The organism is Nitrosomonas oligotropha, from assembly GCF_900106555.1.
Classification (GTDB): domain Bacteria; phylum Pseudomonadota; class Gammaproteobacteria; order Burkholderiales; family Nitrosomonadaceae; genus Nitrosomonas; species Nitrosomonas oligotropha_A.
The window spans coordinates 1-16845 of record NZ_FNOE01000019.1; the positions used below are offsets into that span (position 1 = coordinate 1).

Annotated in this window: 9 protein-coding genes; 1 reads left to right on the plus strand and 8 read right to left on the minus strand. The window is 48.0% G+C overall.

What is annotated here, in order from left to right:
* Positions 1-324: integrase core domain-containing protein (locus BLU57_RS10500; protein WP_143026965.1), on the plus strand; the 324-nt coding region annotated here is incomplete at its 5' end.
* A gap of 26 nt (positions 325-350) precedes the next feature.
* Here the strand turns inward: BLU57_RS10500 and BLU57_RS10505 are convergent.
* From BLU57_RS10505 to BLU57_RS10540, 8 genes are all read right to left on the minus strand, one after another.
* A complete protein-coding gene (locus tag BLU57_RS10505) occupies positions 351-980 on the minus strand; it encodes a hypothetical protein (protein WP_090320362.1) in 630 nt (209 codons plus the stop codon).
* A gap of 393 nt (positions 981-1373) precedes the next feature.
* Positions 1374-2066 carry a 4'-phosphopantetheinyl transferase family protein gene (locus BLU57_RS10510; RefSeq protein WP_090320365.1) on the minus strand — a complete coding sequence of 231 codons (693 nt, stop codon included), beginning with the start codon at positions 2064-2066 and terminating at the stop codon, positions 1374-1376.
* Positions 2067-2075: 9 nt separating this feature from the next.
* Positions 2076-3314, minus strand: coding sequence for a hypothetical protein (locus BLU57_RS10515; RefSeq protein WP_090320368.1), 1239 nt, complete (start codon positions 3312-3314; stop codon positions 2076-2078).
* A 4-nt stretch (positions 3315-3318) separates the two neighbouring features.
* Positions 3319-4101, minus strand: a complete 783-nt coding sequence (locus BLU57_RS10520) for an outer membrane lipoprotein-sorting protein (protein WP_090320371.1) — start codon at positions 4099-4101, stop codon at positions 3319-3321.
* Positions 4102-4135: 34 nt separating this feature from the next.
* Positions 4136-6460, minus strand: a complete 2325-nt coding sequence (locus tag BLU57_RS10525) for an efflux RND transporter permease subunit (RefSeq protein WP_090320374.1) — start codon at positions 6458-6460, stop codon at positions 4136-4138.
* Positions 6461-6526: 66 nt separating this feature from the next.
* Positions 6527-7861, minus strand: a complete 1335-nt coding sequence (locus tag BLU57_RS10530) for an aminotransferase class I/II-fold pyridoxal phosphate-dependent enzyme (RefSeq protein WP_090320377.1) — start codon at positions 7859-7861, stop codon at positions 6527-6529.
* A complete protein-coding gene (locus BLU57_RS10535) occupies positions 7854-14306 on the minus strand; it encodes a type I polyketide synthase (protein WP_090320380.1) in 6453 nt (2150 codons plus the stop codon). The genes BLU57_RS10530 and BLU57_RS10535 overlap by 8 nt, the downstream gene beginning before the upstream one ends.
* A gap of 396 nt (positions 14307-14702) precedes the next feature.
* On the minus strand, positions 14703-16760 hold the full coding sequence (locus tag BLU57_RS10540) for a sodium-translocating pyrophosphatase (RefSeq protein ID WP_090320383.1): 2058 nt from the start codon (positions 16758-16760) through the stop codon (positions 14703-14705).
* Between the last annotated feature and the right edge of the window lie 85 nt (positions 16761-16845).

Genomic DNA, 16845 nt, shown 5'->3' on the forward strand with positions numbered 1-16845 from the left:
TATGCTTATTCTGACAACGGCAAAGAATTTAAAGGAACTGACGGCCATGCTTTCATCAAGACTTGTAGGCAGCACGATATCGGTCAGAAGTTTACTCGTGTCAATCGTCCGCAAACCAACGGTAAAGCTGAGCGGGTTATCCGCACCCTGATGGATATGTGGCACAGCAAGATTCACTTTAAAGACTGCGCCGATCGGCACATTCAGCTTCTCCGTTTCATTAATTTCTACAATACCGTTAAGCCTCATAAGAGTTTGAATAATGCCACCCCTTATGAAATACTCACCGCTTATTTCAATCAACCTATCTGTAAACAACTCTGAGATTTCTTACATTTTCATGAAGTCAATCAATTATTACAATTTTTGGGATTATGTAATGTGCCTTTAGAGGTATAGCCTGAGATACTACCGAAAGGTTCTCCTTTCGGACTAATCGACAGTACTGTACGGGTATGTACATCGGTTGTATGTCCTGTAGCACAGGCAAATTCTCCAGTACCGCCTATAATTTCATTCGTGGCGATAGATTGGAATGTACATCCCTCTTTTATACTGCCATCTTCATTGAAGCACTTAGAACCGATACACACATTTATTGATGAAGTTTTAGTAAAAACTTGATCGCCATTTTTTACCAATTGAATAACACCTCTTGCCTTTACAAGAACGGCCAAAATGCCTTGATCGCCTTCGAGCGTAATACAATTTACCGGCACACCATTATTCAGTTTCACTTTGACTTCATCGAGCACATTAATCACCGTTTCTCCCAGTTGCTTACTTTTACCACGCATGCTCATATGACTTGCAAGTCCATCTTCTTCGCTAATGATAGGACTGGCCATCAAATAACCACTACCATTTATTGTAAAATCGATTTTATCTTCCTCGTTTTTTGAATTTGAATCTTGAGAAGCAACTGCAAAATGTGCGTAACTTAAAATAATTGCCAAGGTAACCCAAGAAAGATTTTTCATCTTAAAAAACTCCCATAAGAAATATAAAAATGATGTTGTGCAGCAATCGACTCCATTGGAAATGGATTCGATTCGAGTAGGCCGTCAAAAAGCATCTTTATGGCAATCGATGAACAGTTGAGAAACGCATTATTTCGATAAATCAGTCTGTTTAATACCGCAAATAGCTCTTCATCGGCCTGCTAGGCACATCAGCAGAATAGTGTCTTGGGTGATAATCTTCAGTGAGAAAAATCACATTCCCATTTAAAATATTCATTAATTCTCAATGATTTGATTCGTTTATTCGATGCAACAGCCGAAAAACTTTAAATAAGTGTGATAGGGATTCTAATTGTCAATGAACACCCGTTGACTGCCTCATCCGTAACAAGGCTTTCTAAAAATACCCTGTTATATTAGCCACGCCGCAGAAAAAACATAACGCTCGTCAAAACCCACCCGCCCCATCAGTTCGAGATCAGAAGTGAATGACTTAGAATTCTGAGTTACCGGAATGAATGCGCTGAACGTCCCGTTTATCCAATCCATTGCAATCACAATCTCGTTCAAATGCGCGAGATATTGACGTGTAGCATAAAAGCATTTGATAGCACTCTCTTTTGCCGAGAAAATCGCATAAGCATATAAATCTGCTAAGTCTGAAGGAATACTTAAAAATGAGGCCACCTCATCATCGTGGAAAAGAACCGATAAAACCGCAGAAGGAAATATTTCGCGTTTTTGCAGATCTAGGCCGATACCCAGGATATTTGTTTTACGAGCAACAACGGCGGCAGCGGCATCACCACTATGACTGATGCTGCCGGTTATTCCCTCGGGCCAAATGGGTGCGCCATATTCATCGCGCAATATTGGAAAAGCGTAATAGCCTATTTTCTCCAACGCCTGATGCGCGCAATAACGGCCTTTACAGAAATCCGTTAGCTGGCTGAAGCCTTGTTTCATCATTAGCGCTTTTTCTTCCGCATAAAGCACATCGGTATTTTTTACTTCAATACAGGAGAAGAAACTAAATGATGTGTCAGAAAAAATTGCATCCAATGACGCATAGACTGGTGCTGTACCGCAAATCTTGCCCACCACTTCATACTCCTAGAAGTGCCGCACAACTCTAAGCTGGATATAATCGTCATTACGCATACCCGTTAAAATCTCCTTGGGAGGCGCAAATGGATTTTTGGTTGCGGATATATTGGCGAAAAATCGCGATTCGAGCTCAATCTTCCACTTCTCACCCAACCGGCGGCTGGCATTAAAACCCAGTATAGTGGCGTGTGTGTTTAGATCAACCGTGTTAGTAAAGAGAAACTCGGTATTCTGCGGATCGTTAAAAACAACACGTATTCCGGAGAAAATATCGTTATTAAATGGAGTTGGCGGTGCAAACGAACTCCGACCGTCATACAGATACTCCAGCAAAAAACCGACATCCTTGCTCCCGCCGAAAACACCGTATTTCGTGTATTCAAATCCCACCACTGCTGCCGCAAAGCGGTCTCCTTGGCCTGACCGGGTAATCGCTTCCGCTTTCCAGATCCAGTTACCTAAGACCCCTTGAACATCGATACTGGTTTGGTGGATCAAGTCATAAATTGGAACCAATCCGGTCGGCGGATGCGTAAACCCTTGTCCGAATGAAGGGACCAATCTCGGCTCACGGCCCACGCCCCAGAAATGGGCTACGCCAACATCCCAATCGCCAAAAGTTTTACTCCATCTGCCCGCGAAACTGGGTTGCCAATGACTGAATCCATCCAATTTACCTTCGCTATTACGGACGGGGGGATCAAATAAAAAACGGCCATTGGAGGATGGAAAAGTCCGTTCGCGGAAATACGGCAGGTAAAACAGGCTGAAATGACCGTAGTCAGTCGGCAAATTAAGATTCATCATCGGTTGACCGAGTTTCTCTTCACCGCTGAATTTCTCAATCAAGTCGGATTGATTAATGATATCGACGAGTTGTCTGGATTCAGTGGTGCCCCAGAACACTTTGCCCACACCCACGAGTAAATCCCAGTTCTTCTGCATATGCAACCAGCTAAACTCGCGGACATCCCAGTGTGTACGATGTTTATCCAAGCTATCGTAGCGTGCAAAGGGAATAACCGTTAAGCGGTTATTCCCCGATCCCCAGTCATGGCGAAATTCCGGTTGTATCATCACTGAAGGGTAAGCCACGCCATCTTTTTGCTGTGCAAATATCGGCGGTTCGGTGAAAAATCGAGTATCTACAGCTGCCTTTCCTGAGAAATCAGCGGCCTGTGCAAAAGTTGCTAACGCTACGGTCCAAAGTGAAAATAGAATATATCGCGCAACTTTTGCAATCATGCTGTTATCTCACGTTTTTAAGCGCGTTTTCAGTGAAATCTCTGTCACTAAAATTATTCTTGAATCGATAATTTTTGCGCAGCAGTTCAGTACTTTTACCGTTCTGCACATTGTCCATTTGTAATTTACCTGCGCGCCAATAGCGATCCAAATATTGATTATAGTCGCTGAAGGTCAGTGTTTTCAGCAGTGCGCCTTTTCTGTCATAAAACTCGATCTTACGCGGCTGGTACATCTTTTTATCCAACCATTCGATTTGCTTTGTATAGCCTGAATACTCATAAACCGGGTAGTTCTCAACCACGAAACAATCGTTGCCATCGATTTCTTCATCACGAAGATAGCGATAGCGGTATTTATCTAATTCCCACGATGAAATATCTTCAAAAGCGAATTCACTGCCAACGAAGGGACCTGATTTATTGACGGTTGCAACCCGTTTCACGCGTTTCAGCGATGGCAGATAAATCCACTGGTCATCCGGTTTGGTGCCGTGAGAAAAGGTTAATACAGCGGTACCTTTCACATCAGCGGGAGAATGGAATATACCCATTTCTTTATCGCCGTCGTCTGCAACTTCTAATGTCTTCACCACAAACTCGCGCGTGCTGACTTCACCTTGCGCATTCTTTAAGGTCATTACCGCATCGTGCATGCTATCAATATAACCATTATCGCGCCGGTTTGCCTCCGCTTGGATCGCATATCCTTTTTCTTCATCGGTTTGTGCCAGGGCGGGGAAAGCCGCCATCAACAGAACACCGCATATTAAGCTTTTAAGTTTCATTTCTGTACTCCTGTGTAATAAGTGAATGAATTATTCAAACTGCTTTTTTTTCGACTAACGAACTTGCTTTGGCTGATTTTTTAAAACCCTCGATAAACAACAGAATAGGAGGAAGCAGTACGAAATCCGCCAGCAATCCCACGGCAAATATCAGCGTTGTTAACATCCCCATTTCCTGATTGATCTTAAAGCTGGAGATCGCAAATATGGCAAAACCGAGAATTAAGATAAAGGATGTCACCCACAATGCATTGCCAATCTGTGAGAACGCGTATTCCACAGCAGCTTCGGGCAGCAATCCCTTTTGATTACGCGCATACTGATATTGCGTCAGAAAATGCACCGTATCGTCCACCAGAATACCGAGAGTCATGGCGACGACGACCGAAGAAGCCATACCAATCTGCCCCACCAGCATTCCCCATACACCGAACACCATGATCGATGGAATCACGTTAGGAACAAGGCTTAGCAAACCCAGCGTTGCAGAGCGCAACACGGCGATCAGTGTCAACGCAATGATGACCGCGGCCAGTAACAAACCATTGATCATGCTTGCAATATTACGTTGCCCGATGTGCGCAAACAGCAACGTGATGCCGGTTCCTTCATGTCTTGCAAAATTAGGCGCATTGACCTTAAGCCATGCTTGCGCGCGCGCCTCCAAGTCCAGCACTTGCTGACTCGATATGCTGTGCAATGTTACTGAAACTCTCGTCGCCGATTTGTTGACATTGATGCGATCGTTCAGATCCAAACCGTATGGCAGCGACATCTCGTACAGCAGTAGAAATTGCGCGCTCATTTCAGCGGTTTCCGGGAGGCGATACCAAGCCGAATCATCGCTATGCATATTCTGATTCAAGCGTTTGAAAATATCGGTAACCGCAAATACATGCGTGACTTCCGGTTGCTGGCGATACCATTGCACGAATGCATCGACGCGCTGCAAAAAATCCGGATCGCTGATTCTATCTCCATTGTTTTTCTCCAATGAATAATCAATCCGGTAGATGCCGGTGAGATGATCCGATGTGTAATCGGTATCGCGCCGGAATTCGACGGAAGGATCAAAATACTTCACATATTCATCATCCAGCGTATTTAACCGGATGCCAGTGGCAAGGGCGATAACGGCGATTGTCATGCCGATTAGGCAGTAATGGCGATAGTTGATCACAAAATGTGCGAATTTCTTCCATCCTTCGTTACTTCCCCATCGCGGACGTCCATCAGCTGGAAAAATTGCCATCAAAGCCGGTTGCAATACAATCGATAAGAAGAAAGTAATCACAACCCCCATGGCCGTAATATTTCCCAAATCACGAAACGGTGGCGATTCACTGGAATTCATCGTGAGAAAACCGATGACCGTCGTAAAATTACAAAACACAATGGCTTTAAAGTTCTTGGCAATACTATTTCCAATCGCCTCGTGAGGATTCACACCATCATTCACCGATTTGTAAAAACTCGTCAATAAATGGACGGAATTGGCTACCACTAACGTCAACAAAATAGTCGGTGCAGGAATGCTCGAAGGGGAAAATGCAATGCCCAGCCACCCTGTCATGCCGACTGTGGCAATGACAGCAAGCGTCATCATGAGAAGCACCGTGACCATGCCCCAGAATGATCTCAGGAAGAACCACAAAGCAACCGCGATAATCGTCAGCATGGCAGGCGTCAGGGTGCGCATATCCAATTCGGAGGATTCCGCGAATGCGGTATCCATGAGAATGGAACCGGTAATCCGCACATCCAGATCAGGATACTCAGCCCGCAGCGTATCAGCCAATTTCCTTACATACCGGGTCACTTCAACCGTTTCGGAGTCCTGATTAATACCTGGCCGCAGGATCACCACATTGAAGCCCATAACTTTGGCGTTGGGAGATACCAAGCGATTAACCAGCAAAGGCTCTTGCAGGGCGTACAATTTAATCCGCGTCAGATCTTCGGGCGTCAGTTGCGTGATATCCCCGACCAAATCTTCCACGGTCACTTCGTCACCGTTCGCATGGCTATACTGAAAATTAACCAGCGAATCGACGCGCGTTGAATAGGGTGTTTGCCAGAGATCCTTGGTCAACTGTTGCGCAATCGTAAGTATTTCCGGCGAGAACACATCCCCCTTGGCCGGTGTTAATACCAGCAATACATTGTCATCCCGTGTATAGGTTTTCTGCAGATTCTCCAGCGCGGTCAGTTGCGGGTTATCATCACTGAAAAACATCCGGTAATCCGACTTGAATTGCAAATCCTTGATGCCGTATCCAGCCATGACGACTAATCCGGCTATTAGAATCAGGATGTACCACCGCGCGTTTACAACCCATCCGGTGTATCGATGAATCATTGTCTTATCCTCTCTATAATTGAAGCAATGGGTTTAAAAATCAGAAAATAGTAATCACAACAAAGCTCAATCCGCTTTCAGCATCCGCATCGCGGCTGCCAAAGTATCCACTGTGTAAATCACTTCCTCTCCGGTCAGGTTGCAAGTAATGAAAAAGCGTAATCTCGCAGCCGATTCCGGAACGGCCGGATAGAGAATGGGGTGCACGTAGATCCCCCGGTCGGATAAATACTGTCCCAATTTCAAACACAGTACCGAATTACCTGTAATGATCGGGATAACGCCGGTTCCGGAAGCATCGCCGGTATCCAGTTGATTTTCCCTGGCACGTTCAATGAACAGTTCCGAGTTTGCTCTGAGCCGGGCCGCGCGCTCCGGCTCACGTTGAATGATTCGTGCAGCAGCAAGAGCCGCCGCAGTATTGGCTGGAGAAATTCCCACACTAAAGAGAATGGCACCGGCAGCGTTGTATTTGATATTGTCGATTAATGCCTTGGTGCCGCAAATATAACCACCGCAACTGCCGAATGATTTACTCAAAGTACCCATCCAAATATCCACTTCAGAGCCCTTGATGCCAAAGTGATCGTGCGAGCCGTAACCCCGCTGGCCGAGTACACCGGCAGCATGCGCTTCGTCCACCATCAACAAGCATTGATGCTGTTTCTTTATTTCGATAAAACGCGGCAAGTCCGCAATATCCCCGTCCATGCTGTACACGCCTTCGATGATGATCAGCACCCGCTCATGCGCATGACGATTCTCTTGCAGCATTTGATCCAGCGCGTTCCAATCGTTATGCGGAAAAGCCAAGCGCTTGGCGCCGGACAAGATGCATCCGGTGATCACGCTGTTATGAATCAATGCATCGTGCACAATCAAATCCTTCGGTCCGAACAAATGGCTAATGACCGATACGTTCGTTGCATAGCCGCTCACCAAAGCGACCGCGGCCTCGGTATCATGAATCTCTGCAAGCGCTTGTTCCAGTTCGGCATGCAGCGGGATCTCGCCGGATACGATACGGCTTGCCGATACGGAGGTGCCGTATTGATCGATAGCATTTTTAGCCGCTGCCGATACTTCCGGATGCCCAGACAAACCGAGGTAGTTATAACCGGAATAATTAATGTATTTTTTCCCTTCAAAATGGGTCACATGATCGCTAATACCTTCATGCACGCAAAAATAAGGATTCTTTAACGCCAACGTCTGGAAGATTTCCGCCTGCTCCTGCAGCATCTTGAAACCTGCGAAATCATTAAAACTGGTTGGATCATCCGTTGATCCGGCACTCCTGACCGGATTTAATACGCGTTCCGTTTTTTTCTCGTTGCGTGCAAGCAACTGCTTCAATAACTGCCGTTTCTCCGCATCGGATAAATCTTTTACCTTATTCATTAACAGTCTCCCCTTCAGCGAGCAATTGATTAAGTAATATCGTTACATCCTGTTCGGATAACCGTTCAATCAATTCGGATGATTCACCACCGTGATTGGCCGTTGTGGCGGGCACCGCCGATAGATTGGCTTTATCCGCCAGAAGCCGGGCAAGATGCTCGAGGTTTTGCCCTCGCATCAGTTCCAATGTAGAAATCCTCACCCCTAAAGCTTGATTGATTTCAGCTTGCAGTTCGGCGGCCATCAGAGAATCAATTCCCATTTGGGAAAGCGATGCTTGGGTATTAATTTTGTTGCGCGGCAAACGCAGTGTTTTTGCGACCAGCTCATTCAATAAATCCTCCAGTCTGACCTGCTGTTCTTCTGGCGATAGCACACTTATTTCCTTAGCCAGTGAAGTGACAGCCGCCGCATTTGCAACAACATTGGCAAGATGCCGGAAACGTAGCGATTGCCCGCCCGTTGGCTCAAACTCCTGCCAGCGCGGCCAGCTCACATCCATTAATCCGTACTGAGCAACTTTTTTATCGTGCAGGAATTTCCAGCATTCCAGCGCTTGTTTGGCCGGGAGCGTATTCATTCCCATCAGCGCCAGATGTTTTTTCACTTCTTCGCTATCCACAGCCATGCCGGTATTGATCGCCCCCCAATTGATCGTCGTGGACGGCAATCCAAGGGCTTGCCGGTGCCAAGACAGCGCATCCAGGAAGGTATTCGCCGCCGCATAATTGGCTTGTCGGCCATTACCGATCAGTGCAGACACCGAGGAACACATGACAAAGAAATCCAGTGGATGATTTTGTGTCAATTGATGCAGATGCCAAGCACTCAAAGCCTTCGCCTGCATCACCGCAGCGATGCGTTGCGGAGTTAAGTCCAGAATAGGCGCATCATCAAGCACCGCGGCGCCATGAAACACACCTTTCAGCGGCGGCATTGCTTCGTCAATTTGTGTCAAAAGGCGCGACACTTGCTGAGCATCTGCAATATCAGCCGCAGCGGCCAAGACGTTCACCCCCTTACCATGCAATTGTTTCATGGCATTCTGCGCGGCTTCCCCGGCGACACCGCGTCTGCCCACCAGGACCAAGTGTTTCGCACCTTGTTTAACCAGCCAATACGCGACTTCCAATCCAAAGCCGCCGAAACCGCCCGTGATCAGATAGGAAGCCGCAGGATCGACAAACGATGGTTCTTTCCGGGTTACTTGGACGGGAATCTTTTCCCGATTCTCAAGCGATAGCACAACTGAATGCAGCCCATCCGTTTGAGAAACAGACCGCAAAGCTTCCAGCATGGCTTCCCCGGAAACACTGCTGACCTCCGCTGCATCCATTGGATATTTGCGGATATACGTTCCCAGTTCAGTCAAGAGCTTGTTGAATAGAAGCGGTGCGGAAAGTGCAAGCGCCAAGGCGCCGACATAAGCATTACCGCCATGCTGTATTGACTCCGCCGTTCCCGCAACCTCTTGGGGTTGATCGGCAATAACCTCATGCGCATTGGCTTGGCGCGCAATATTTTTCAGCACGCTGTGGCTGCTGCTGTGCGAATGCACCCATGCCCTGACGGCAAAAACATCGAATGCGGCTGACAGTATTCCTGCAAGACCCGATTCCCGGGCATCAAAAACCGCTACCTCGCTCAGCGCTTCCAAGTCACGCAAGCGCTCGTCGTTTACACTGTAGAGTACGGGATTGGCACCCAGCCAAAGGGCGACACGGTGGAAACATAGCGCGCCATTGCCTAAGTCTGCGTCGATGAGAACAATCTCACCCGGTTTAACACGGGCAACATGGCTTAGCGAATAATATTCAGGAATTACGGATGACATGACTTTGACGATGCCGGTTTTAGCAATGCCCGCCAACTGAGCCAGTGAAAAGATTTGATCTTTCTTCACAAGACTATGCGATGCCGGCATGCCTTTGCATACCGCGGCAACCTGCTCGCCCTCGCGCCATTCTGTTACCGCCTCGCCAACTTTGCGGATAATGCCGGTGGCAAAATAAGCCGGTAGCTTTTCACTCTGCACGGACTCCCGGCTCAATCCGGTCAAGTCAATATGATCCAGCTCAATTTCGACTTCGTCGGCTTTTAATGCGATTGACCGGGCAATTTCCGTAAACACCGGCTCGTTCGCCCAAGCCAGACGGAATGCTTCCACTTTGGATGCAGTGACCGCCGCCTGCTGAGACATTTCTTCTGACGAAGAATCGGCATCTCTATGTATCAAACGATGGACATACCGTTCCCGGTTCCGAAACGCAACATCATCTTCATCGCTGTTTGTCAGCAGCTCCAATCTGAGCTGATCGGCTTGATTAGCAGCGTTCGATTCATCCAGATCAATCAATGAACAATGAAATCCTGGAAATTCATTCAGCGCAACCCTGGCAAATCCAACTAATGGTGACTGAACCAGATATTTGATTGCATCGGTATCTTTGACCGCTTGTACGCCCTGTGTCACAAAATACAAGCGTGGACTATTTTGCTGAAACACCTCGTTGAGTAACTGCATGATCTGCATGGCCACGCAAGCTTGACCGATACCTACTGGATCATTTGGCTCCGCGCCTGCTTGCAGCCCCCATAAATAAGCAATGCCAACACAATCGTGTTGCTTTGCGATTTGCAGCACGGCTTTGGCACGCGCTAACTGACTGTCATCCAGTGTTTGGATCACGGCATTTTGTTGCTGATAAACATAACGCGTATCAACCGGAATGACACGATTTACATTATCGTTTTCCAATGCCATGCAAACTTGTTCGGAGAGCGCATTGTCGCTGCTGAATACCAGCCATGTGCCTTTTCTTGGGGTATTGCTTAAATTCAGATTTTGCTGCTGCCAATCCCATACATAAGCCAACCGGCTAACCTGATCAACTTGTTTTTCTTGTTGCGACGCCAGCGCGCGGCATTGCAATCCTTCCAGCTGAACGCAAAGACGGCCTTGATCATCGTATAAACTCAGATTTCCTTCGATACCTTCGGCACTGAATTCGCTCAAACTGCCATGGCACCACAATTGTGTGGTGACCGGTTGGAGAAATGTCAGCTTTCTGATCGCAATCGGCATATAAAAATGATCATCACCATCCATACACGCGATCAGCGACTGGAAGCACCCATCCAGTAGAGTGGGGTGCAAACGGTAAGCAGCAAAATCCTTTTCCAGATCGGGATGCAATGCAATCCGCGCCAGAACTTCAGCGCCTTTGCGCTGCAATTCCGTAATTGTCCGGAAGCAAGGACCGTAATCCAATCCGCGCTGTTTCAAACTGACATACAACTCGGAAATGTTTACTTGATCGTTACAACGTGCCGAGATTACGGCAAGACTTTCAGTTGGTGATGCCGCAGCAGGGGTATCCGCTAACTGACACAGGGAATGCAGCTGCCAATCCAGATGATTTTTTTGCTCCCGGCTAAAAAAGGCATATTCCTTGGTATCCGGGTCATAAGTAACATGCACCACTGGATCGGGATCTTGGTCCGATCCCAGAAGCAATGCCTGGTGAAACTGCAAATTGGCTAATGTGCAGCTATTGCTCACGAATAATTCCGCATACAGCGCCAAACCGGCTTCAACATACGCCGCACCAGGCATGACGACTAAGCCATCCACTTGGTGATCTTTAAGATAAGGCAAATACTGATGATTTAACTGATACTGCCAAGTTGGGCGCGGATCCGACAAGCGATGATCCAGCAGCGGATGAGCAGGCAATCCCGTTCGATCCGTTAAGGAATTTTCCTCTTCACGCCAATAAACTTCACGTTGCCACGGATAACTTGGAATCTTGACGTAACGTGAGTTTGCAGCAAAAAGCCGCGGCCAGTCGATGGCACATCCAGCGGTATACAAACCGGCCAAAGCAAGCTGCACAGTCCGTTTTTCAGGTATGCCGCGTTTCATTGACGCGAACGTCACCGGTGCGATATTTTGCGTGCGGCAGCATTCTTTTATCGCCGTTGACAAAACCGGGTGGGGGCCCACCTCAAGAAATACGCGATAACCATCGCGCAATAAGCTTTCCAGTGCTTTGGCGAAATAAACCGGCTCACGAATATTGTCGCACCAGTATTCCGCATCATAGGCCACCTCGGTAACGAGATCTCCCGTCACGGTCGAATACAATGTCAACGCAGGAAGCGCAGGTTTCAAATCAGCCAGTTTTTCCCGCACTTCGGGTTTTAAGTCCTCCATGTAATGACTGTGATATGGAACCTCTACTTGCAGGAAACGATTAAACTCTCCGATCGTTGTCAGGTAGGTAGCAATCGCTTCAAGGCTTTCCGCGTCGCCTGCCAGGGTCACTGTTGTCGGGCTATTGATCGCTGCTATCGAAACTTTGCCTTCAGTCAGTTTCAGCAAATCGGCGCATTGTTCCGCCCCCAAACCCACGGCAAGCATCTTGCCCAGTCCGGATGCCTTTTTCTGAATTTGGCTGCGATGGTAACTGACCTTAATCGCTTCCTCCAAAGTCAGCACACCGGCAACGTAGGCTGCGGTCACTTCGCCGACGCTGTGGCCGACAATTGCTGCCGGTTCAACACCCAGCGAGCGCCATAGCGCAACCAAGCCTGTTTGAATGACAAAATTTGAGGTTTGCGCGATCGTAGTATCGCTCATACGGGACACCGGCTCATCAGCCAGCATCTCGTCAAGAATAGACCAGCCGGCGATTTTCTTAAAAACCGCATCGCATTGATCAACTTCGTTACGGAATACTGGTTCTTGCTGATACAACTCCCTGCCCATCGCCCACCACTGCGGCCCCATGCCGGTGAATACGAAGACCGGTTGAGACTGCTCTTTATTCAGTGCTTGACCTGATGCCAGCCATTCGCCGTTACCTTGTTCAATGAACAATTCGATTTGCTCGCATAGTTCACGTTTGGAGCTTCCGGTAAAAGCAACGCGGAGAGAATGGTGACTACGGCGGCATGCCGCTGAATAGCAGAGATCTTCGAGAGACTCCGCAGTATTTTCCGATAAACGGTTAAACCAGGAACGCGCCAGACTCTTAAGCGCTTCTTCGCTACGGGCCGATAACGGCAAAACATATTGTTTGCCAGCGACACTTTTCGCTTTACGCGTACGAGTCAATTTCGGTGCATTTTCCAAAATCACATGCGCATTCGTTCCACCGTAACCGAATGAATTAATGCAAGCTAAAACACGATCAACACCTGGAGCAAGTTTCTCCAGCTTCTCAGGTAACCGTAATCCAAGCGACTCAAACGGAATATCAGGATTCGGTGTTTCAAGATTTGCTTGCGGCGGAACAAGCCGGTGCGATAAGCAGAGCGAAGCTTTAATCAGGCCCGCCACACCGGCAGCCGCTTCGGTATGTCCGATATTTGCTTTTATCGAACCCACCAAACAACGCTCATCCGGTTTTCTATCCAGACCGATGACCGAACCCAGCGCTTTCGCTTCGAGCGGATCGCCTACGGGCGTGCCGGTTCCATGCGCTTCGATATACTGAACTTGTTTGGGATCAAGGTTATACCTGGTACACACATTACGAATCAGTGCCGCTTGTGATTCCGGATTGGGCACGGTGATTCCATTGGTATGGCCGTCCTGATTCACACCGGTGCCGCGTATCACGGCATAAACATTGTCGCCGTCCGCTATTGCAGCAGATAAGCGTTTCAGTACGACGACACCAGATCCCTCGCCTCGGCCATAGCCATCGGCGCGCGCATCAAAGCTTTTACTGCGCCCATCTTTTGCAAGGAATCCGCCTTTGCACATGGCCACCGGATATTCAGGGCGGGTCATAATATTGACACCGCCAGCCATAGCCAAATCGCACTCACCATTCCAAATCGCTTGGCAAGCTAAGTGTGCCGAAACCAGAGATGATGAGCACGCCGTATCGACACTCATGCTCGGACCGCGCAAATCCAAGACATAAGAGATGCGATTGGAGAGGATCGTCATGGTGGATCCGATTGCGGTATGCGCACCAATTAAATCCCTGTTCCCGCTTCCCATCTGGGTCAATTGATGGTCGAGAGTAAATGCACCGATGAATACACCGGTATTGCTGCCCGCTAAAGAATCCGGCGGTATACCGGCGTCTTCCAGTGCTTCCCAGCTTGTCTCCAACAGCAAGCGCTGCTGCGGGTCCATGCATTCCGCTTCGCGTGGAGCAATGCCAAAAAACAACGCATCGAATGCATCAACGCGTTGTTGCAGGAAGCCGCCTTGCCGCACATAAATTTTTCCGGGTTTATTAGGCTCCGGATCGTAGAAGCGCTGTAAATTCCAACGCTCAGCCGGAATTTCAACAATTCCGTCTTTTTTGCTGACCAGTAACTCCCAGAAACTTTTTGTATCGCTTATTCCGCCAGGAAAACGGCAACCAATTCCGACCAATGCGATTGGCTCCATATCAGTCGATTTAGGTAAAGTGCGTTTCATCTGAATTCTCTCCTTTAAACGGGAATCGTCATGGGTAATAGAAATAAAAATCGCCCCTGTGTAATTACACCAGCACAAGAACTGTGTTGACGGAATGATAGTGATCGAGAGAAATTCAGGCTGTGAGAAAAATCACTGTGAGCTCATCTTTCTTAACCCAGGGCGATTATTTGCAGCAAATATTATTGATTAATAAACGGATTACTCAAGGAAGCGTAACTTCCATAAACCCATTCAAAGAGAAATTGCTAAACTCTGTTATATTGCGGGGTAGTTGCTGAGTTCTCAGGCTGCTATTTTCCAGCCGGAGTTTTCTTAAAAGGAGGGAATTGAGTCATAAAAAAAAGCACACCAGTAAACTGATGTGCTTTTTAAGTTATTACTTGATTACGGCTATTACAGCAGTGGAATTATCAGCAATGCCACAATGTTAATAATCTTAATCAATGGATTGATTGCAGGACCCGCGGTATCTTTATAAGGATCGCCCACGGTATCGCCTGTCACGGATGCTTTATGAGCTTCGCTACCCTTGCCACCGAAATGACCATCTTCGATATATTTCTTAGCGTTATCCCATGCACCGCCACCGGTGGTCATAGAAATAGCCACGAACAAACCGGTTACGATGGAACCCATCAATACACCACCCAGCGCTTGCGGTCCGAGAATCACACCGACTAACAGCGGAATCAGTACCGGTAACAATGAAGGAATCATCATTTCCTTGATCGCCGCTTTCGTCAGCATATCCACTGCGCGCGAGTAATCTGGCTTAGCAGTACCTTCCATGATGCCGGGGATTTCCTTGAACTGACGGCGCACTTCAATCACTACCGATCCAGCAGCACGTCCGACAGCTTCCATCGACATCGCACCGAATAAGTAAGGAATCATACCGCCGATAAACAGACCAATAATCACCATGTGATTGGATAAATCGAAGGTAATCGCGTGCCCGGCATGCTCCAGCGCATGCGTATAATCGGCAAACAGCACCAACGCTGCCAAACCTGCTGAGCCAATCGCATAACCTTTGGTCACTGCTTTGGTCGTGTTACCAACAGCATCCAATGGATCGGTAATGGCACGGACTGAATCCGGCATTTCTGACATTTCCGCAATACCACCCGCGTTATCAGTGATCGGGCCGTATGCGTCCAAGGCAACAATGATACCGGTCATCGATAACATCGATGTCGCAGCGATCGCGATACCGTATAAGCCTGCCAGTGCATAAGCCAGAAGAATACTGATACAAACAGCGAGAACCGGAGCTGCGGTTGCGCGCATTGAAACACCCAAACCGGCAATGATGTTGATTGCATGACCAGTCGTTGATGCTTCGGCAACATGTTGAACCGGCTGAAAATCAGTCGATGTGTAGTATTCGGTGATGACAACCATGAGGCCGGTTAATACCAACCCAATCGCTGCCGCCAGGAATACTCGCATCACCAGCATACCACCTGCTATTTCCGTGCCATCGACATCAAGCGACATACCGCTCATAAACCAAACGGTAACAGGAAGATAAGCAAGTAATGCGATACCGCCAGCAACTGCCAATCCGCGGTACAGCGCATTCATAATCTTACCGCCTTCACGCATCTTAACGTAGTAACAACCGACAATCGATGCAACGATAGAAACCGCGCCCAGCATCAGCGGATAAATTACCGCATCGAGAGCGTTTGCTGAAAACAGCAACGCGCCCAGTATCATCGTAGCGATGATCGTAACGGCATAGGTTTCGAACAGATCGGCAGCCATCCCGGCGCAATCGCCCACGTTATCGCCCACATTGTCGGCAATAACAGCTGGATTGCGAGGGTCATCCTCCGGAATACCGGCTTCGACTTTACCCACCAGATCCGCGCCAACGTCCGCGCCTTTGGTGAAAATACCGCCACCCAAACGGGCAAAAATAGAAATCAGTGATCCGCCGAATGCAAAACCAACCAATGGCTTGATGATGTCGCTGACGGCTTGATCGGGATTAGCGCCGTTAAACAACATCGCGCAGTATCCGGCCACACCCAGCAAGCCTAGACCAACAACCAGCATTCCCGTGACCGCGCCACCGCGAAAAGCAATCGCCAGTGCTTCATTCAATCCGATAGTTGCAGCTTGAGCAGTACGCACATTCGATTGAACTGATACAGTCATTCCCAGGAAGCCAGCGGCACCGGAGAGAATAGCACCTAAAGCGAAACCTATCGCCGTATCCCAACCTAACGCTATCCAAAGCGCAAAAAACAAAACTGCACCCACCATACCGATCGTCATATATTGACGCTTCAGATATGCAGAGGCGCCTTCTTGAATCGCCTTGGCAATTTCCTGCATCCGCTGGTTGCCTGTAGATTGATCAAAAATACCCTTAATCCATATACCACTGAATATCAGGGCTACAATCGCACTAAAAATTGCGATAACGAAACCACTAGCCATAGAGAACTCCAATTAAAGTCAGACCATAAAAATTGCATGCGAAATTCTGATCTAATTAATCCCGCACTCTTAACCACTTGTCTTG

Bases quoted from the DNA above. Each gene is read 5' to 3' on its own strand.
- BLU57_RS10535 (WP_090320380.1), bottom strand. From the start codon at position 14,306: ATGAAACGCACTTTACCTAAATCGACTGATATGGAGCCAATCGCATTG.
- BLU57_RS10520 (WP_090320371.1), bottom strand. From the start codon at position 4,101: ATGAAACTTAAAAGCTTAATATGCGGTGTTCTGTTGATGGCGGCTTTC.
- BLU57_RS10505 (WP_090320362.1), bottom strand. From the start codon at position 980: ATGAAAAATCTTTCTTGGGTTACCTTGGCAATTATTTTAAGTTACGCA.
- BLU57_RS10530 (WP_090320377.1), bottom strand. From the start codon at position 7,861: ATGAATAAGGTAAAAGATTTATCCGATGCGGAGAAACGGCAGTTATTG.
- BLU57_RS10540 (WP_090320383.1), bottom strand. From the start codon at position 16,760: ATGGCTAGTGGTTTCGTTATCGCAATTTTTAGTGCGATTGTAGCCCTG.
- BLU57_RS10515 (WP_090320368.1), bottom strand. From the start codon at position 3,314: ATGATTGCAAAAGTTGCGCGATATATTCTATTTTCACTTTGGACCGTA.
- BLU57_RS10525 (WP_090320374.1), bottom strand. From the start codon at position 6,460: ATGATTCATCGATACACCGGATGGGTTGTAAACGCGCGGTGGTACATC.